The organism is Bradyrhizobium sp. ORS 375 (assembly GCF_000239775.1).
Classification (GTDB): domain Bacteria; phylum Pseudomonadota; class Alphaproteobacteria; order Rhizobiales; family Xanthobacteraceae; genus Bradyrhizobium.
The window spans coordinates 1-17,873 of sequence record NZ_CAFI01000150.1; the positions used below are offsets into that span (position 1 = coordinate 1).

The 17,873-nt window shown below is 66.3% G+C and carries 15 protein-coding genes; 3 read left to right on the plus strand and 12 right to left on the minus strand.

Translation table 11 applies throughout. The features are described 5' to 3' along the window. Positions 1 to 33 precede the first annotated feature (33 nt). The 7 genes from BRAO375_RS12880 to BRAO375_RS12910 all read right to left on the minus strand — a co-directional run bounded on the left by BRAO375_RS12880 (position 34) and on the right by BRAO375_RS12910 (position 9,121). Positions 34 to 1,269, minus strand: coding sequence for a class I SAM-dependent RNA methyltransferase (locus BRAO375_RS12880; protein ID WP_009027906.1), 1,236 nt, complete (start codon positions 1,267 to 1,269; stop codon positions 34 to 36). Continuing rightward, positions 1,262 to 1,999, minus strand: a complete 738-nt coding sequence (locus tag BRAO375_RS12885; protein WP_009027907.1) for a TlyA family RNA methyltransferase — start codon at positions 1,997 to 1,999, stop codon at positions 1,262 to 1,264. Before BRAO375_RS12885 ends, BRAO375_RS12880 begins: the two co-directional genes overlap by 8 nt. Positions 2,000 to 2,345: 346 nt before the next feature. Beyond that, positions 2,346 to 2,903 (minus strand): nucleoside 2-deoxyribosyltransferase, encoded by a 558-nt coding sequence (locus tag BRAO375_RS12890; RefSeq protein WP_009027908.1) that lies wholly within the window; start codon positions 2,901 to 2,903, stop codon positions 2,346 to 2,348. A gap of 31 nt (positions 2,904 to 2,934) precedes the next feature. Then, positions 2,935 to 4,860, minus strand: a complete 1,926-nt coding sequence (gene dxs, locus BRAO375_RS12895) for a 1-deoxy-D-xylulose-5-phosphate synthase (RefSeq protein ID WP_009027909.1) — start codon at positions 4,858 to 4,860, stop codon at positions 2,935 to 2,937. Between the two features lie 1,191 nt (positions 4,861 to 6,051). Further along, positions 6,052 to 6,303 carry an exodeoxyribonuclease VII small subunit gene (locus BRAO375_RS12900; RefSeq protein ID WP_009027911.1) on the minus strand — a complete coding sequence of 84 codons (252 nt, stop codon included), beginning with the start codon at positions 6,301 to 6,303 and terminating at the stop codon, positions 6,052 to 6,054. 99 nt (positions 6,304 to 6,402) lie between these two features. Then, positions 6,403 to 7,332 carry a histone deacetylase family protein gene (locus tag BRAO375_RS12905; protein WP_009027912.1) on the minus strand — a complete coding sequence of 310 codons (930 nt, stop codon included), beginning with the start codon at positions 7,330 to 7,332 and terminating at the stop codon, positions 6,403 to 6,405. A 112-nt stretch (positions 7,333 to 7,444) separates the two neighbouring features. After that, positions 7,445 to 9,121: a bifunctional metallophosphatase/5'-nucleotidase gene (locus tag BRAO375_RS12910; RefSeq protein WP_009027913.1), complete on the minus strand. Its 1,677-nt coding sequence runs from the start codon at positions 9,119 to 9,121 to the stop codon at positions 7,445 to 7,447. 125 nt (positions 9,122 to 9,246) lie between these two features. Between BRAO375_RS12910 and bla the strand changes: the two genes are divergently transcribed. Further along, positions 9,247 to 10,134, plus strand: a complete 888-nt coding sequence (gene bla, locus BRAO375_RS12915; RefSeq protein WP_009027914.1) for a subclass B3 metallo-beta-lactamase — start codon at positions 9,247 to 9,249, stop codon at positions 10,132 to 10,134. Between the two features lie 3 nt (positions 10,135 to 10,137). Here bla and solA read toward each other — a convergent pair whose 3' ends face one another. Both solA and BRAO375_RS12925 read right to left on the minus strand, forming a co-directional pair. Beyond that, on the minus strand, positions 10,138 to 11,322 hold the full coding sequence (gene solA / locus BRAO375_RS12920) for an N-methyl-L-tryptophan oxidase (RefSeq protein WP_009027915.1): 1,185 nt from the start codon (positions 11,320 to 11,322) through the stop codon (positions 10,138 to 10,140). Between the two features lie 21 nt (positions 11,323 to 11,343). Continuing rightward, positions 11,344 to 12,105: an enoyl-CoA hydratase-related protein gene (locus BRAO375_RS12925; RefSeq protein ID WP_009027916.1), complete on the minus strand. Its 762-nt coding sequence runs from the start codon at positions 12,103 to 12,105 to the stop codon at positions 11,344 to 11,346. Positions 12,106 to 12,337: 232 nt separating this feature from the next. On the opposite strand from BRAO375_RS12925, the gene BRAO375_RS12930 reads away from it, so the two are divergent. Then, entirely contained in the window at positions 12,338 to 13,138 is an 801-nt protein-coding gene (locus tag BRAO375_RS12930) for a hypothetical protein (protein ID WP_009027917.1), read from the plus strand. A 12-nt stretch (positions 13,139 to 13,150) separates the two neighbouring features. Here the strand turns inward: BRAO375_RS12930 and BRAO375_RS12935 are convergent, their stop codons facing one another. Continuing rightward, on the minus strand, positions 13,151 to 13,522 hold the full coding sequence (locus tag BRAO375_RS12935; protein WP_009027918.1) for a hypothetical protein: 372 nt from the start codon (positions 13,520 to 13,522) through the stop codon (positions 13,151 to 13,153). Continuing rightward, positions 13,522 to 14,055: a hypothetical protein gene (locus BRAO375_RS12940; RefSeq protein ID WP_009027919.1), complete on the minus strand. Its 534-nt coding sequence runs from the start codon at positions 14,053 to 14,055 to the stop codon at positions 13,522 to 13,524. Before BRAO375_RS12940 ends, BRAO375_RS12935 begins: the two co-directional genes overlap by 1 nt. 290 nt (positions 14,056 to 14,345) lie before the next feature. On the opposite strand from BRAO375_RS12940, the gene BRAO375_RS12945 reads away from it, so the two are divergent. Next, the gene (locus BRAO375_RS12945) at positions 14,346 to 15,614 is read left to right on the plus strand and encodes a DUF892 family protein (RefSeq protein WP_009027920.1); all 1,269 of its coding nucleotides are present in this window, start codon (positions 14,346 to 14,348) and stop codon (positions 15,612 to 15,614) included. 242 nt (positions 15,615 to 15,856) lie between these two features. On the opposite strand, the gene BRAO375_RS12950 is transcribed toward BRAO375_RS12945, so the two are convergent. After that, a complete protein-coding gene (locus BRAO375_RS12950; protein WP_244423178.1) occupies positions 15,857 to 17,797 on the minus strand; it encodes an autotransporter domain-containing protein in 1,941 nt (646 codons plus the stop codon). Between the last annotated feature and the right edge of the window lie 76 nt (positions 17,798 to 17,873).

Consider the following 17,873-nt stretch of genomic DNA (forward strand, 5'->3'; position numbering starts at 1 on the left):
CTGCGCTCGCAATGACGCGGAAACTCTCTTGCCTCACCGCACCAATCTCGCCACCAGCTCGACATGCGGCGTGTGCCGGAACTGATCGACCGGCACCACGGTCTCGAGCGTGTAGCCGCCGTCGATCAGCATGCGCACGTCGCGGGCGAACGTGGTCACGTTGCACGATACCGCGACGATCACCGGCACCTTGCTCGCGGCGAGCTGCTTGGCCTGCGCCTGCGCGCCCTGGCGTGGCGGGTCGAACACGACGGCGTCGAGGTCGCGCAGCTCAGGTGGCATCAGCGGGCGGCGGAACAGGTCGCGGGCCTCGGCCCTGATTGGCTTGAGGCCCGGCGTCCCCGCCGCCTTCTGCAGCGCTGCGATCGAGCCGGCGTCATTGTCCATCGCGATGACGCGCCCGCGCGACGCGAGCCGCAGCGCGAACGGGCCGACCCCGCAGAACAGGTCGGCGACGTGCTTGGCCTTGCCGACCCGCTCGATCACCAATTGGGCCAGCGTCTCCTCGCCCTGCACGGTGGCCTGCAGGAATGAGCCGGGCGGCAAGGTCACCTGCGCCGTCCCCATCGTTACCACGGGCGGATTGCGCATCAGCACCAGCTCGCCATGCCGCGTCAGCCGCGCCAGGCGGTGCTTCTCCGCGACGAGCGAGAGCGCTGCGATGCGCGGCGGCGGCAGCGGGCCCGAGCCGCGGATGTCGATGTCGAGGCCGTTGCTGGTCGCGGTGGCCTGGATGTCCAGCGGCTTGCCGGTCGGCTTCAATGCTTCCGCCAGCGCCCACGCCGCTTCCAGCGCGCCGTCGAGCGCCGGATCGAGGATCGGGCAGCGGTCGATCGGGACGATCTCGTGGCTGTTGGCAGCCGCGAAGCCCACCCTGAGAATATCGTGCGTGCCCATGCGCGCGTGAAAGGTGGCGCGGCGCCGGCCGGCGCCGTGGGCATCGATCAGCGGGGCCACCTCGCATTCGACCTTGGCGGCGCGCAAGGTCTCGACGACGATGTTGCGCTTCCATTGCTGATAAGGCTCGGGCGTCCAGTGCTGGATGGCGCAGCCGCCGCAGACGCCGAAATGCGGACAGAACGGCGCGATCCGCTCCCCGCTCGGCGTCTCCACCGCGAGCAGCTTGCGCCGGTCGGGATGACCCGGAATGACGGCCGCCTCGACCGTCTCGCCGGCGAGCGTATAAGGCACGTAGAGCGCCTCGCCCGACGACAGCGACACGCCGTCGCCGCGATGGCCGACATGGTCGATGATCAGACGCTCAACCATGGCGGCGCGCTCCCAGGAAGAATTCGGCGTTGCCGTCGCCGCCCTTGATGGATGACGGAAAGATCTCGATGTCGCTGCAGCCGAGCGAGGCGGTGAAGGCAGCGATGTCGTCGCAGACGGCTTGATGTACGCTCGCATCCTTGATGATGCCGCCCTTGCCGTGCGCGCCCTTCGCCTCGAATTGCGGCTTGATCAGCGCCAGCAGGCTCATCGGCGACGCCGCCAGCGTCAGCGCCACCGGCAGCACGGCCTTGAGCGAGATGAAGCTGCAGTCGATCACGACGATATCGGGCCGCTGCGGCAGCCGCCTGCCGTCATAGCTGCGGATGTCGGTCTGCTCCATCGAGACGATCCTCGGATGATTGCGCAGCGACGGATGCAGCTGGTCGCGGCCGACATCGATCGCGAACACGACCGCCGCGCCATTCGCCAGCAGCACCTCGGTGAAGCCGCCGGTGGACGCGCCGACATCGAGGCACACATGGTCCTCGACCTCGATGCCATAATGCTCCAGCGCCCCCGCCAGCTTGACGCCGCCGCGCGACACCCAGGGATGCGCCGGCTCCGCCTGCACAACGGCATCGACCGGGATGGTCTCGGAGGCCTTCGCCACCTGCTTGTCGTTGGCGAACACCAGCCCCGCCTCGATCGCCGCCTGCGCCCGCGCCCGGCTCTCGAACAGGCCGCGTTCAACGAGGAGGATGTCAGCGCGTTTGCGGGGAGGGGGCATGGGCGTGGCGATCAGTTGTCATGAGTTGTGGAGCTCGCGCCCCAATTCCGCTGTCGTCCCGGCGAAAGCCGGGACCCATCGCCACCGAACGTAGTTTGTAGGACGCTGGCAACGACGTGTCTGCCCAACACAACGTCCTGTGGTTATGGGTCCCGGCTTTCGCCGGGACGACAGCTTAGATGTCGCCAGCAGAATGCCAAAACCCGAGATCCGTAGGGTGGGCAAAGGCGCGAGCACCGGTGTTGCCGCAAGCTCGTAGCGCAATTGACGCGCCGAGCCCACCGTCTCGATTGCGGGCGCGGATGGAAGGCGGGCACGCGTGGCCTGCGGCGCCGCTTTGCCCACCCTACGAGTCCGGGCCCAGCCGCTCCGCCGCCAATCTCACGCAGATCTCGAACGCCTTCAGATCATGCCAGACGTCCGCGGGCCGCTCGCGCGGCAGCACCAGCGGGTGCCCGTGCGCATCGAGCGCGTGGATCATCATCAGGTTGTCCGGCAGGCCGAAATCTTCGACTGTCAGGCCTTCGGCATCGACCAGCCGGCCGTCCTGCTCACTTACCGCCGTAAACCGGCGGGTGCGCTCGGCATAGCTGGCTGGATCGTTGCAATAGCCAAGGCACAGCTTGCCACGTCCCGCCATGTAGCCGAGCTCATACACCGTGCCGGCATCGGCGCCGGGGCCACGGAACGGCGTGAGATTGGCGATGATGGCATCGGCGTCGTCCATCATCGCCTCGTTGCCATGGAAGATCTGGCGCGAGGCGTCGGCGGAGCCGAGATCGACAGTGTTGTCGAGAGGATAGAGGCCGATCAGGCCGAGGCGGTCGCAGATCGCGACTTTGCGCCGGCCGATCTCAACAGCATCCGGCAGGAACACGTCGGGACCTGCCAGATAGATCTTCATGGTTCACCAGTGACGGGTAGCCAAGCCCGCCTCAGGCGAGCTTGACGGCCTCGGTCGCGTAGTCCTTGCCGAGCGCCTCGAACACCTTGCGGACAATGCCCTTGGCGTCGAGACCGGCGCGGGCGTACATCGCCGCCGGCGTGTCGTGGTCCTGGAACTCGTCCGGCAGCACCATCGTGCGCATCTTCAGTCCGCCGTCGAGCATGCCCTGGTCAGCCAGGTACTGCATCACGTGCGAGCCGAAGCCGCCGATCGAGCCTTCCTCGATGGTGATCAGGATCTCGTGCTCGCGGGCGAGCTTGAGCACCAGCTCCTCGTCGAGCGGCTTCATGAAGCGGGCATCGGCGATCGATGCGGACAGGCCGTGAGCAGCGAGCTCGTCGGCCGCCTTCTCACACTCGGCGAGGCGGGTGCCGAAGGAGAGCAGGGCGACCTGCTTGCCCTGGCGGATCATGCGGCCCTTGCCGATCGGAAGGGGAACGCCGACTTCCGGCATCTCGACGCCGCGGCCCTCGCCGCGCGGATAGCGCACCGAGCTCGGCCGGTCGTCGATCGCGACCTGGGTCGCCACCATGTGCACCAGCTCGGCCTCGTCGGACGCGGCCATGATCACCATGTTCGGCAGGCAGCCGAGATAGGCGTTGTCGAAGGAGCCGGCATGGGTGGCGCCGTCGGCGCCGACCAGGCCCGCGCGATCGATCGCAAAGCGCACCGGGAGCGACTGGATGCAGACGTCATGGACGATCTGGTCGTAGCCGCGCTGCAGGAACGTCGAGTAGATCGCGCAGAACGGCTTGTAGCCCTCGGCGGCCAGACCAGCGGCGAAGGTCACTGCGTGCTGCTCGGCGATGCCGACGTCGAAAGTGCGCTTCGGGAACGCCTTGGCGAAAATGTCGATGCCGGTGCCCGAGGGCATCGCAGCGGTGATGCCGACGACCTTGTCGTCCTTCTCGGCTTCCTTGACCAGGCTCTGGCCGAACACGTTCTGGTAGGCCGGCGCGTTGGGCTTGGCCTTGGCCTGGGTGCCGGTGGCGATGTCGAACTTGGCGACCGCGTGATACTTGTCGGCCGCGGCTTCCGCCGGCGAGTAGCCCTTGCCCTTCTGGGTCACGACGTGGACCAGGATCGGGCCGGTCTCCATGTCGCGGACGTTCTTCAGGACGGGCAGCAGATGGTCGAGGTTGTGACCGTCGATCGGGCCGACATAATAGAAGCCGAGCTCCTCGAACAGCGTGCCGCCGTCCATCATGAAGCCGCGGGAATATTCCTCGACGCGGCTGGCGCGGTTGGCGATCACCTTCGGCAGATGCTGGCCGAGCTGCTTGGCGGCATCGCGCAGGGTCCGGTAGGTCTTGCCCGAGTACAGGCGGGACAGATAGGCCGACATCGCGCCGACCGGCGGTGCGATCGACATGTCGTTGTCGTTGAGGATCACGATCAGGCGCGAGTTCATCGCGCCGGCGTTGTTCATCGCCTCATAGGCCATGCCGGCGGACATCGCGCCGTCGCCGATCACGGCGATGACGTTGTTCTTGCCGCCGGAGAGGTCGCGCGCCACGGCCATGCCGAGACCGGCGGAGATCGAGGTCGAGGAGTGCGCGGCGCCGAACGGATCGTAGTCGCTCTCGGTGCGCTTGGTGAACCCGGAGAGACCGCCGCCGGTGCGCAGCGTACGGATGCGATCGCGCCGACCGGTCAGGATCTTGTGCGGGTAGGCCTGGTGGCCGACGTCCCAGATCAGGCGATCGCGCGGGGTGTCGAACACGTAGTGGATCGCGGTGGTCAGCTCGACCACGCCGAGGCCTGCGCCGAAATGACCGCCGGTCACCGAGACCGCGTCGATCGTCTCCTGGCGCAGTTCGTCGGCGACCTGCCGGACCTGCTCGACCTTCAGCCGGCGCAGATCTTCCGGAGTCTTGATGGTGTCGAGAAGCGGCGTCTTACTAAATGTGGTCACGGTGACATTCCAATTTTGCAGGTCGGGTTCAAGGGCCGACGTCTGAGAGGTTCATCGTAACGGGCGGCGAAACCGGGTGTCTCGAAGGTCACATCCGCGCGGATTGAAGCCGCAGTCCGGACCCTAGCCGGCTTTTGGATCGATCTATGTGATGTAAGTCACTCTTGGTAGCCTTGCCGTCCTCGTTTGTCGCCCAAGATCGCCAAGTCGTTCAGCCGAGTCAGTTTTGCCAATTGTTGGAAGCACTTAGATCAACTCCCGGCGGGAGACTGGGCACTTCCAAAAAACCGCAGTTCCGAGCAGCTTTACACCAAAGCCCGTCTTAAAGCCAACCCGGCGCGAGATGGCAAGCCCGCAAAGGGTACCAGTCGGTCAAAACTCAACCTCGACGGCGGGCCGGAGGTTCCAGGGAGCTGCTCAAATCGACGGCAGCCGCGGGTCCGCAATAGCCCGGAGACCACGTCTGCGTCCAGGCCTTTCCCGCGATGCAGAATCGGTTGCCGCGGCAAATGATCGCCGCTGCGGCGGGATGAGCCATGCATTCGCGTGAGGGGATTGGTCCGCGCGCGATCATGAAGACGTCATCGGCATAAGGCCTTTCCTGGCCATCACGCCGGCAAAGCGGCTTGCGGAAGAGCCGTGGGCAAAGCTTTCACTATCGAAGGCAAAGTCTTCTTGCGAGCGCCTGCATGGTCGTGGGCGTGCGATGTGGACATTGAGATGATGCCGCGCGCGACCCGACCGATCCCACGGTTCGAACGCTGCCATTCCTGCGTTCGGACTGCGCACCCGGGTGCAAGTCCGTTAAGGCTGTTTCGAGAGACAGCGTTAATAGAAAGGCTCGACGACGTCCGGTCGGGGCAACTCCCAGGCTTTCGCGTTCGACGCAGACGCGAGCCGCTGCCCGGATTGCCCGGCGGATGACTGCTGTGTTTTTCAGCTGATTTGCACGATCGGCAGGCGGCCAGGCTCGGTGCGATCCACGAGCGGCGCGACGGGAAATAAATGTCCGCTGTTGCCGCGGAGACCGGATCTGTCGTCGCCGACACCGCGCTGGCCGCACCATTCGCGGCCTAGCTGCGATTGAATCTCAGGGGGAGCTCGATTTCCATGGAGATCGGCATTCTCCGGGTGACTGCTCGGGCCATCCGAATGCACGCCGCGTCTCGACGATCGTCAGGCGCCGATCCGCTACTGCACGTCGAGTGGCGCCGTTCCGGTAGCGCGGCCGCTGGCATCGGTGGTGATCTTCTCGACCCGGGCCTCGGCCTGACGCAGCAGCTCCTCGCAGCGTCGCTTCAGCGCCTCGCCGCGCTCGTAGATCGTCACCGACTCCTCGAGCGGCACCTTGCCGTCCTCGAGCCGCTTCACGATGGACTCCAGTTCCTCGATCGCGCGCTCGAACGACAGCTTCTTGACGTCGGTTACGGTGTTGTCCGCCATGCGGGTTCCCTGCAGATACTCAACTCCGGGGCCGTGCTTTTACACCCCGGTCGAGGCTCTGTCAGGCCCTGCGGGGGTGGATCGGTCGGAACCTGGGGATTACGCCCCGGTCAGCGCCGCGACATGGGCGGACACGGATTCCTTAAGGCCCTGAAGATCATAGCCGCCTTCCAGCACCGACACGACACGGCCCCCGGCGGTCTTGTCGGCGAGCTCCATCAGCTTGCGCGTCACCCAGCCGAAATCCTCGGCGCGCAGGTTCAGCGACGCCAGCGGATCGCGGTAATGCGCGTCGAAGCCGGCCGAGATGATCACGAGCTCCGGGCTGAACTTCGTCAGCTGCGGCAGGATCAGGTTCTCGAACGCCGAGCGGAACTCAAGGCTGCCGTCCTCTGAGGCGAGCGGTGCGTTGACGATGGTGTCGTGCTCGCCGCGCTCACCGCGGGCGCCGGTGCCGGGGAACAGCGGCATCTGGTGGGTCGAGCAGTACATCACGCTTTTGTCGGCCCAGAAGATGTCCTGGGTGCCGTTGCCGTGATGGACGTCGAAATCGATGATGGCGGCGCGCTCGATGCCGAAGGTGCGCTGGGCGTAGCGGGCGGCGATCGCGACATTGTCGAAGAAGCAGAAGCCCATCGGCTTGGCGATCTCGGCATGGTGTCCCGGCGGGCGCGTGGCGACGAAGGCGTTGCGATGGCGGCCGGACATCACCGATTCCGTGGCCGCAACCGCACCGCCGACGCCGCGCATCACGGCTTCCCAGGTCCCGGGCGACATCGAGGTGTCGCCGTCGAGATAGATGATCCCGGAGGTCGGGGCCATCTGGCGCAGCTCGGTGACGTAATGCTCGTTGTGGCAGAGCAAGGCGAGCTCGATGTCCGCCTCAGGCGCCTCGTCGCGATCGAGCAGGGCAAAGCGTTCCTCGGCCAGCGCCTCCTCGACGGCGCGCAAGCGGTCGGCGCGCTCCGGGTGTCCCGACGGCGTCGCATGATTGAGGCAGGCTTCATGAGAGAGGTACAGCGTCGACATTCAACAGGTCCTGCCACTCGCGCGTTGCGGGAGTGCCCAATCTATGCGCTGAAGGCAGCCGCGGAAAGAGCCATGACGGAGGATATGGCCGGCTTTCCCGCCGTCCGGGTCATCACAGAGCCTTGTTCGAGATGCGGTCGCGCGGCGGCGGGGCCAGCGGGCTGTTGGCCTTGAGATAGGCGAACAGCGCCTCGTCGTCATAGGGCCCGACGACCGGATCGCGGCCGCTCTTGAAGGTGGTGAAGCCGTCGCCGCCGAGCGCGAGATAATTGTTGAGCGTGACGCGATAGGACGCCGCCGGGTCGATCGGCTTGCCGTTGAGCATCATCGACGCAGGGTCGACGCGCGCGCCGGCCGGCTGCCTGGCATCGAAAGCATAGGAGAAGCTGCGAGAGATTTGCAGGATGCGCGGCCGCGCTGGATCGAGCCATTGCTGCTCGAGCGCGGCCTTGATCTCGGCCCCGGTCAAGGTGACCGTCATGAGTTGGTTGCGGAACGGCTGGCTTGCGAACACGTCGCCATAGCTCACCGCGCCGTCGTCACGGCGGGCGAGATCGGTGCGAATGCCGCCGGGATTGGTCATCGCGATCACGGCGCCGCCCTTGTCCGGCGCCGATGTCGCGGCGAGCTGAGCATCGGCGATGACGTCGCCGAGCACGCTTTCGCCGGCAGCGTTCGGCAGTCGTGAGAGAACCTGCGTGATCACGCCCGCCGGCCGATTGGCGATCGGCGCGGCCAGCTTCTCATAGGCGTCGATCAGCGCGGTCTGCGTCGGATCCTTGGGCAGCGTGGCGTCGACAACGATGTTGGTCGCGCTGGTGCTGATCACGTCGCGCGTCGCGCGGTCGAGCTTGACGTCGATCGCGGTGACCAGCGTGCCGAACTTGTCGGCCGAGGTGACCAGCCGCTTGTCGATGGTGCAGACATAAGCCTGGTGGGTATGGCCGGAGATGATGATATCCACGGCGCTGTCGAGATCCTTGACGATGTCGACGATCGGGCCCGAGAGGCCCGGGCATTCGTTCATGCCGCCGGAGGGCCAGCCGCCCTCGTGGATCAGCACCACGATCGCCTGCACGCCCTTGGCCTTCAGCTCGGGGATCAGCGCGTTGATGCTCTCCGCCTCGTTGCGGAATTCCAGGCCTGCCGAGCTGGCCGGCGAGATGATGCCGGCAGTGCCTTTCAACGTCAGCCCGATGAAGGCGACCGGGATGTCCTCGAAGGTGCGGATTTCGTAAGGCGGAAACACCGTCTTGTCGGTGCCCTTGAGAAAGGTTGATGCGGCGAGATAGTGGAATTTGGCGCCGGTGAATGGCTGCGGGCCGCGGCAGCCGTCGGTCGGATGGCAGCCGCCATTCTGCATCCGCAGCAGCTCGTCCTTGCCCTCGTCGAACTCGTGATTGCCGACCGCTGACAGCGCGAGTCCCATCTGCGACATCGATTCGATCGTGGGCTCGTCGTGGAACATCGCGGACAGGAACGGGCTCGCGCCGATCAGGTCGCCGGCCGCGACGAAGATCGTGTTCGGCTGTCCGTCCGTCAGCAGCTTGACGAGGCTCGCCATCTGCGCTGCGCCGCCGGCCGGCACCACGCTGCTCTTGGTCGGGTCGTTCGGATCGGCGACGCGAATGCCCGATGCCGGTGGCTTCAGATTGCCGTGGAAGTCGTTGATGGCAAGGATGCGCAAGCTCACCGGCTCGTCCTCGGCATGGACCGGCAGGGCGGCCAGACTCGCCGCTGCAAGGGCGGCGAACAGACAGGCGATGGTGACGCGATGGAAACGGCTCATGCTGGGGTCACATATGGCAGGCGCGCGGATGATGCAGGCGGCGTGACGAAGTACGATTGCTTCGTCGCGGTCGCGATGACATAAGACAAACTCATAACAACAATACCGGGAATCGGGAGGGCGTGATGAAAAGAATGATGCTGCTCGCTGCCACGTTGACGCTGGCGGCCTGTCCCGCTGCAGCGCAATCGCTGCCGGACTTCATGAAGCAAATGGTTGCGGCGTGGAATACCCCGACCGAGCCGTTCAAGGTGATCGACAACATCTATTATGTCGGCACCAACGGCCTCGCCTCCTATCTGATCACCACGCCGCAGGGCCACATCCTGATCGACACCGTGATGCCGGAATCGACCGCGCAGATCGAAGCCAGCATCGCCAAGCTCGGCTTCAAGGTCGCCGACATCAAATACGTCATCAATACCCACGCCCATATCGATCACACCGGCGGACTCGCCCAGATCAAACAGGAGACCGGCGCGCAGATGGTGGCGGGCGCGAAGGACGTTCCGCTGCTCGAAGGCGGCTTCTATCCGGGCCGCGAGGACCAGCGCTATCTGAACTTCCCGCCGGTCAAGGTCGACCGCGCCGTGCACGAGGGTGACACGGTCGCGCTCGGCGGCGTCACCCTGACGGCGCACGACACGCCCGGCCATTCGCCGGGCTGCACCAGCTGGACCACGGACGTGAAGGACGGCGATGCGACACGCAGCGTGATCTTCTTCTGCAGCGCCACCGTGGCGCTGAATCAGCTCGTGGGCCGGCCGACCTATCCGGGCATCGTCGACGACTACAAGAAGACCTATGCCTGGGCGAAGACGGTGCATCCCGACGTGCTGCTGGCGCCGCATCCGGAGATGTATGGCATGGCCGACAAGCGCGCCAAGATGGCGGAGGGGGCGCCGAACCCGTTCGTCAAGCCGGGCGAGTTCAACGCCTATCTCGACAAGCTCGAGGCGCAGTTCAACGACGGGCTCGCCAAGCAGACCGCCGCGTTGCAATCCGGCAAGTAGGCGTCACAGCACGGCCAACCGGTCCAGCGTGAAGCCGGAGAGATCGACCCGCGGCGTCTCGCCCAGCGCCATCGCCGCGAGCGCCTCGCCCACCGCCGGCGAATGCTTGAAGCCATGGCCGGAGCAGGGCGAGGCGTAGATGACGTTGGCGTCACCGGGATCGCGGTCGATGACGAAGCGGCCGCCCGGCGCGTTGGTGTAGAGGCAGACCTCGCTGCGCAGGCATGTCGGCCCGAGATCCGGCACGAACGGGCGGACATAGGTCTCGTAGGTCGCGGCGATTTCGTCAGCGCTGACCTCGCGCGCGACGTGATCCGGATCGGTTTCGCCGGTCAGCACCTCATTGGCGATCTTCACGCCGTTGTCGGGCGAGCCGAGCCAGGGGAAGCCGTAGATGTCGGAGGCGGCCCGGCCGCGCCCGCTGACGTCCCAGATGTAGACCGGCGTGTTCGGACCGAAGCGCTCCGGATGCGACTGCACCTCGAACCAGTACAGCACCTGCCGCGTGACGGTCACGCGCCGCTGCAGCGGCGCGATCAGCTCGGTGATCCAGGGACCTGTGGTGACGATCAGCGTCGTCGCCGACGCGGTTGCGCCGTCGTCCATGGTGACCGTGAGCGCGCCGCCCGTGCGCTGGAACGCCGTCACGCGCCGGCCGGTCAGCAGCGTTGCGCCAAGCCGCGCGGCGACCGCCAGCTCCGCGCGCACGCACTCCTCGACCAGCAGATAGCCGCCTTCGCGATCGAGAAAGCCGCGATCGCCGGGCGCCGTGGCGAAGCAGGGATAATCTGCCCGCAATTGCTCCGATGAAATCGCTTCGCCATTCACGCCATGCAGCCGGGCGGCATTCTCGATGTTGGCGAAGAACTGCGCGCTCGTGACGCCGTGCACCTCGCCGCCGTCGCGGGCGGGAATGAACAGGCAGCCGCATTGTTCGAACAGATGCGCGCCGGTCTCGCGCTCCAACTCCCGCCAGATCGCGTGCGAGCGCTGCGCCAGCGGCGTGTAGTCGACGCCTTCGCCGATCGCCGCGCGGGTGATGCGGGTCTCGCCATGAGTCGAGCCGAAACGATGCGGCGGCTGGAAGCGGTCGATGCCGAGCACGCGCTGGCCGGCCCTGGCGAGATGCAGCAGCGCAGCGCTGCCAACGGCGCCGCAGCCGATCACGATGACATCAAACTGCGGCATGCGCGTTCGACGGCCCGAGCGTCACTTCTTCTTGCGGGAAAAGAATGCCTTGAACGCGCCGATCGCCTCTTCGGAGGTCATGCGCTCGGCAAACAGATAGGCCTCCTGGTCGATGCGGCGGGTCAGTTCGTCCGGCGCGGTGCGGATCAGCTTGCGGCCGATCGCCACCGCCTCGGCCGGCAGCCGGCAGATATCGCGCGCCACCTTGTGCGCCTCGACCTCGGTATGGCCTGGCGCCACCACGGTGTTGACGAAGCCGGCGATATGCGCGTCCGCCGCGGTCATGGTGCGTCCCATCACCAGCATCGCGAACGCGCGCTGATAGCCCATGGTCTGCGGCATCAGCAGGCTCGAGGCGCCCTCGGGCACCAGGCCGAGATGGATGAAGGGCGTCGAGAACGTCGCCGTGGTCGAGGCCAGCACGTAGTCGCAGTGAAACAGCATCGTGGTGCCGATGCCGATCGCGACGCCGTCGACGGCGGCGATGATCGGCTTGACGTTGTGGGCCAGCGAATACAGGAATTTGGTCGCCGCCGAGGTCCGCGCCGCCTCGCTGCCGGCGTTGCCTGCATGGAGAAAGTCCTCCAGATCATTGCCGGCGGTGAACACGCCGGAGCCGCCGGTGATGATGATGCAGCGCACCAGCGGATTGTTCTGCGCGGTGTCGATCGCATCGCTCATGCCGAGATACATGGCTTGGGTGATCGCGTTCTTCTTCTCCGGGCGCCTGAGCTTGATCGTCCGCGTCTCGCCCTCGTCGGTGACGATCAGATGGTCGGTCATGGGCCCCTCATGCGGCTTCGCCGGCTGCCGCGATGCGGCCGGTCATCATCGAGTCGTTGCTGTCAGCGCAGCCTACATCATCAGCCGACCGCGCCAAAGGCTGAAGCACGATGGCGCGGCAAATTATGAGTGTGTCTGCATGACGATGCGCGCATTAGTTTTATGATTGGTTCGCGGCAGCATCGCGGCTAAATGTGTCCGCACGCCAAGCTCTTCCTGGAAGGCCGATCCCATGACGAGAGTCTGTTTCGTGCTGCTGTCGCTGCTGCTGTCAGGCGCCTGGAGCGGGCATGCCGACGCGGCCGGCGGCGATCGCGCGCTGCTGTCGCTGTTCTGCGCGCCCAAGGCGATTGCCGGCTCGACCTGCAAGCAGGCCAGATCCTATCCCAACGCCAACGGCCGCCGCTGCGACGTCAAACTGGGTGCGCAGCGCCAGCAGGGACGCTTCGTCGCCTCCGGCAAGCCAGTGCTGATCGTGAGCTACGGCAGCGAGTGCGAGCCGCACGCGACCGACTTTGGCGGCTCGGTGCTGTTCGAGCAGGACGGCGGCGGCTACGTCTTCCGCGGCTACCAGCCCGGCATGCAGGTGGACGAATGCGTGATCGCCGGACAGGCCGACGGGCGCGACGTGCTGGTTTGTCTGACCGGACATATGGGGCAGGGCTTTCTGGAAACCGGCGTGGCACGAGTCGGCTTCACCGGCAGCGAGCGCATCGAGATGTCCTATGACTTTTTGCTGCAGGCATCGGACTCGACCGGCGCCTATACGTTGAACGTCGTCACCTGCTCGGAGCAGTTCAAATATTTCGGACTGTCGAAGCTCGCCGCCGGACCGCGCCCCGGCACTGTCGTGGCGCAAGCGGATTATGCCGACCGCGAGACCATCGCCAAGGCCTGCGCCAAGGGCTTTCCGATTCCGAAGGACGCTCAGGACTATCAGATCGCGCCAGGTGACGCCTTCGTTCCCAACCCCTACGTCAAGAGCGGAAGCGTCATCATCGACATCTCGAGCCGAACGGCGACCTTGCGCTGAGCGTCCGCGCCCTCAGCGCGTTCCGTCCGGGCGCGGTGGTGCGGCGGGTGCGCGCGTGGCGGCAGGTTGCGCCTGCTGACGCGCGGCCTCGCGCCGCAGGGCCTGCTCCAGCACCGCGAGCCGCGTCGCCATCCGCGTCAGCTCGTCATGCATCGAGGTCTGAACGCCTTGCACCGCGTGCTGCACCTCGCGCAGCGCGTCGCGCTGCGTCTCCGCCTTGAGCACCCTGAACTCGGCCTCGATCGACGTCAGGCGGCTGTTCACGGCGCGGATCGCCTCGGCGATCTCCTTCTGGCCATCCTGCAGCGCGCGTACGTGATCGACCAGCCGCAGATGATCGGTCAACTCCTCGACCGTCTTGCCGATATTGCTGCGGCCCCACATCACTTCACCGACCGCAGCAGATTGCGGATCGTGGCCAGATGGTCCTCGGGCGATCCGAGCCGCGCCGAGATCGCGCTCATCAGGTCCTTGCGCAGCTCGGACAATTCTTCCTCGGGCACGATCCGCTCGGCCGGCTCATCATTGTGCATGCGCCGCGGCTCGACCTCGACAGGGCGTGCATCGAGGTTGCGTGGTTCGGGTTGGCGCGGCGCGATGTCGAAATAAGGCGGCCGCTCGTACACCGGGATGTGCGGAGCCTGGCGCGATGTCGTCACACGTGCGAGAGATGGGAACCGCGACGGCGGTGTCTGCGCCGGCCGCTCGATCTGATCGATCAGCGCCGCGAGCGCGACGTCCATATTGCTGTCGTCATCTTCCTCCTCGACGACATGATAGGACGGCTTCCGCGATGTTGCCCCATTTGCGTGCGACGTTGATGTCAGTGACGATGCGTGGTCGCGGAGTCGCTCGATGACCCGGCGCAGTCGCTCGCCGAGACCTGGCTTCTCCCTGGCCGGTGTTCGCATCAACATGTCACTCTCCAGCGCAACAGCTTAGGCGAGCAGGGAAAACCTTAGCAAGAGGCAGTTGTTCAGCTGCCAACAGGATGTCGCGCGGTCCTCCAAGCCGTTGATCCCGCCACTCCGATTTGCATCGGTTCCGTGCCGCAGCTGCGCGCGATTCGGCGCGGAGTGCTTTGCAGCGTGCATATGCCGTGAAACGCCTGCGACCTCCGCGCACCGATCCTCCCGCGAAAGGTACGGAACAACCATGTACCCCGGCCGTTCGGACCTTGCCTGCCCCCAACGTCCGAGGCCATCCCATGTATCACCACGTCAAGAAGCTGATGTTCACCGTCCGTGTCGACGAACCGGATCCGCGCTTCGGCAACATGCTGCTGGAGCAGTTCGGCGGCGCCAATGGCGAGCTCGCCGCCGCCATGCAGTACTCGATCCAGGGCCTCAACTGCGAGGATCCCGATCGCAAGGACCTGCTGATGGACATCGGCACCGAGGAGCTGAGCCATCTCGAAGTGGTCGGCACGCTCGCCCGCATGCATCTGAAACCCGCCAAGTTCGACCGCGAAGCCGCCGAGGCCGATCCGCTGATCGCGATCGCCGGCGGCGGCGGCGTCAATCTGTTCAACTCGCAGGGCAATCCCTGGACTGCCGATTATCTCAAGATCACCGGCGAGCTCGACGTCGACCTGCGCAGCAACATTGCGGCCGAAGCCCGCGCCAAGATCGTCTATGAGCGTCTCATCAATTTCACCGACGACGCCGGCACCAAGGACGCGCTGCAGTTCCTGATGACGCGCGAGATCACCCACATGAAAGCGTTCGCGCTGGCGCTGGAGAGCATGAACAAGCCGGCCTTCAGCGTCGGCCGCATCGCGCCGACGCCGGGCCTTGTCGATCAGTTCTTCAACGATTCCACCGGCACCGGCGACCACGGCGAGATCGACACCCGCGGTCCCTGGAACGAGGGCGGCGACTGGGTCTTCACGGAATCGCCGGCGATCCAGGCCAGCGAAAACGGCGCGTCCAGCGCGATCGTCACCGAGAGCTCGCCGCCGGTCGACGAAGCCGGCCTCGGCGATCTCCTGATCGAAGAGCTCAGAGACATCCTGCACGCCGAGAAGCAGCTGACCAAGGCGCTGCCGAAGATGGCCGAGGCCGCGCGCTTCGATCAGCTGCGTGAATTGTTCGAGCAGCATCTGGTCGAGACCGAGGCCCAGATCGACCGCATCAACGAATGCTTCGAGCTGCTCGGCAAGACGCCCAAGGCCAAGCCCTGCAAGGGCATGATGGGCCTGGTCGAGGAAGGCCAGGAGATCATGGCACAGGGCGAGGACAAGGAGGACGCCGCCGCCGACCTCGCACTGATCGGCGCCGCGCAGCGCGTCGAGCATTACGAGATGTCCGGCTACACGACAGCCCGCAATCTCGCCCAGCAGCTCCGCCACAGCGCCGTCGTCGCGCTGCTGTCGAAGTCGCTGGCGGAAGAGGAGAACGCCGACCAGCTCCTCAACCAGGTCGCGAGATCGCTGATGTCCGTCGCCAAGATGCCGGCGGCGATCGAGCAGGCGTAGAGATAGGGGTGGCGGATGACGGAGCGTCATCCGCCACCTTCACGCAAGGCTATCTCCATTGAAGCTCGCAGCTATGTGCCCGTCTCTTTCCACATCGTCATGGCCGGGCGTGTCCCGGCCATCCACGTCGTAAGGCGCGCTAGAACCGCGTGGATGCCCGGGACAAGCCCGGGCATGACGAAGTAACTAACTGCGAGGGGGGCTTGTCACCGTACGGACATCGCAGCGATTCTCTCCCGCCCTCACCACGAATACCGCACCACGCCCTTGCCGCCATAGCTGCGGCTGATGCTGGCGAACTCGCCGTCGAAGGTCAGCGCCGCCGACCAGTTGTTCATCCACTTCATCTCGGCCGTGGCGCTGATCAGCGCGCGGTCGGCAGCCTGCTGCGCGCCGTTCGCGACGAAGCTGGCGCCGGGCAAGGTCTGGAACGTCGGCGTCAGCGTGCGGCCCGTGGTGTAGTCATGGGCCCAGGCGAAGCGGCCGCGCAACGTGAGCACGCCGTCCGGCATCGCAAACGCCTTGTCGGTGCGCAGGCCGAGCTCGCTGCGCGGCGCCGTCACGCTGCGGCTGCCATAGGCCAAGGCGAAGGTGTTGGCACCAACCACCGCCTGCTCGGCATAGGCCGGCAGATTGAACGTCGTGAACTGTCCGGCGGCGTAGGGCGTCAGGCCGAGCCCGGCCGCCGGCCACAGCACACGATAACCGCCTTCGAGCCGGCCGGACCAGGCATTGGACTTGAACTGGGCGCGAAGCTGATCGATGCCGGCCACCGTGACCGTGCGATTGGTAGTGACGTCCTGCCAAGCATAGGCAAGCGCCGCGGTGATGTAGGCGGGGCCGATGCGGTGGCGGACGAAGCCGCCGGCCTGAAACAGGTCGGAGCGTCCCGAGCCCAGCGCGTTGGCGACGCTGAAGCTGGTGCCGCCGCCGGCCATCGCGAAGCCCGCCACGGTGCTCGGCGACAGCCGATAGTCGAAGCCGACGGCCGTGCCGTACAGGGTGGAGGTCGTCGTGTTGGAGCCTAGCGCGGCGTTGCCGTCGGTGGTCTGGGATCCGCCGAACCCGGCGGCCCACACGCTCCAGCGGCGTGCGGCCGCATCGGCTGCCGGTGCCTTGGTCAGCATCGCATAGGCGTCGCGCTCGGCACCCTTGCGGCCGCGTCCCGCCGCCGCATAGGCGTTGGCCGCATCGCCTTCGTCGGCGAATGCCGTCGCGCCTGCTCCCGGTGCGCCGCCGCCGCGGCCGTCGCCGAACGGATCGGTCATCACGCCCATGAACTGCGTCATGGCGTTGAACGTCGTCTGCTGCGAGCCGGTCGCCGCCTCGCCGGAGAGCTGGCTGAGACCGGCCGGCGTCAGGCCGCCGAACACCAGCGGAATGCTGCCATTGCGGTTGAAGAAGTTGGTGAGCGTGGTGGCGACATTGGCCTGGTTGGTATTGAGGCTCCCTGACGGTGCGGTGAAAAGGCCAAGGTTCAGATAGACGTTGTTGGCGTCGTAGGAGAGGCTGGTCGAGAACCCCGCAGGCAGGTTGGTGTTCACCAGGCCGCCGAATGTCCCGGAGATGCCGCCCGTCGTCTGAAGGATGACGTATTGCTTGGCGACGTAGCTGCCGGCCGCGAAGCTCGCATTGACGGTGGCGCCGCCCAGCGTGGCGCTGGTCGCATTCGTCCGCGACGCCGTCGTCGGATCGACCTGGACCAGGTAGATCGCGCCGCTTGCGAAGGCGAGGCTGCCCTGCACCGTCAGCGTGGTGCCGGCTGTGCCGGAGCCGGGCGCGAGGATGCCGCCACTGGCCACCGTCACGCTGTTGGTGGTGCCGGTGCCGCCGAGCGTGCCGCCATTGTTGACCGTGGTCGCGGAGTTCACCAGCGTGCCGTTCACCAGCAAGGTGCCGGCATTCACACTGGTCGCGCCACTGTAGGTGTTGGTGCCGCCGAGCGTGAGCGCGCCGGCGCCGGTCTTCGCGATGCCGCCTTCGCCGGCGATGTTGCCTTGCGTTGTCTGCGTGCTGCCGCCGAACGTGGCGCTGCCGGAATTGATCTGGAACGTCACCACCTGGGTGGCGCCGTTGATGTAGAGGTCCTGGCCCTTGGGCGCCACCGGTGTTCCGCCGGTGCCGGCCTGGGTGGAGTTGCCGCTGAAGCTGGAGGTCTTCACGGTCAGAGTCGCGCCGTCCATCACGAACACGGCGCCGCCATAGCCGGCGCCGCCGCTGCCCTGGCCGTTGTTGCCGTCGCCGCCGTCGCCCGCGCCA

Bases quoted from the DNA above. Each gene is read 5' to 3' on its own strand.
- BRAO375_RS12880 (WP_009027906.1), bottom strand. From the start codon at position 1,269: ATGGTTGAGCGTCTGATCATCGACCATGTCGGCCATCGCGGCGACGGC.
- BRAO375_RS12885 (WP_009027907.1), bottom strand. From the start codon at position 1,999: ATGCCCCCTCCCCGCAAACGCGCTGACATCCTCCTCGTTGAACGCGGC.
- BRAO375_RS12890 (WP_009027908.1), bottom strand. From the start codon at position 2,903: ATGAAGATCTATCTGGCAGGTCCCGACGTGTTCCTGCCGGATGCTGTT.
- BRAO375_RS12900 (WP_009027911.1), bottom strand. From the start codon at position 6,303: ATGGCGGACAACACCGTAACCGACGTCAAGAAGCTGTCGTTCGAGCGC.
- BRAO375_RS12905 (WP_009027912.1), bottom strand. From the start codon at position 7,332: ATGTCGACGCTGTACCTCTCTCATGAAGCCTGCCTCAATCATGCGACG.
- BRAO375_RS12910 (WP_009027913.1), bottom strand. From the start codon at position 9,121: ATGAGCCGTTTCCATCGCGTCACCATCGCCTGTCTGTTCGCCGCCCTT.
- bla (WP_009027914.1), top strand. From the start codon at position 9,247: ATGAAAAGAATGATGCTGCTCGCTGCCACGTTGACGCTGGCGGCCTGT.
- solA (WP_009027915.1), bottom strand. From the start codon at position 11,322: ATGCCGCAGTTTGATGTCATCGTGATCGGCTGCGGCGCCGTTGGCAGC.
- BRAO375_RS12925 (WP_009027916.1), bottom strand. From the start codon at position 12,105: ATGACCGACCATCTGATCGTCACCGACGAGGGCGAGACGCGGACGATC.
- BRAO375_RS12930 (WP_009027917.1), top strand. From the start codon at position 12,338: ATGACGAGAGTCTGTTTCGTGCTGCTGTCGCTGCTGCTGTCAGGCGCC.
- BRAO375_RS12935 (WP_009027918.1), bottom strand. From the start codon at position 13,522: ATGTGGGGCCGCAGCAATATCGGCAAGACGGTCGAGGAGTTGACCGAT.
- BRAO375_RS12940 (WP_009027919.1), bottom strand. From the start codon at position 14,055: ATGTTGATGCGAACACCGGCCAGGGAGAAGCCAGGTCTCGGCGAGCGA.
- BRAO375_RS12945 (WP_009027920.1), top strand. From the start codon at position 14,346: ATGTATCACCACGTCAAGAAGCTGATGTTCACCGTCCGTGTCGACGAA.
- BRAO375_RS12950 (WP_244423178.1), bottom strand. From the start codon at position 17,797: ATGGACGGCGCGACTCTGACCGTGAAGACCTCCAGCTTCAGCGGCAAC.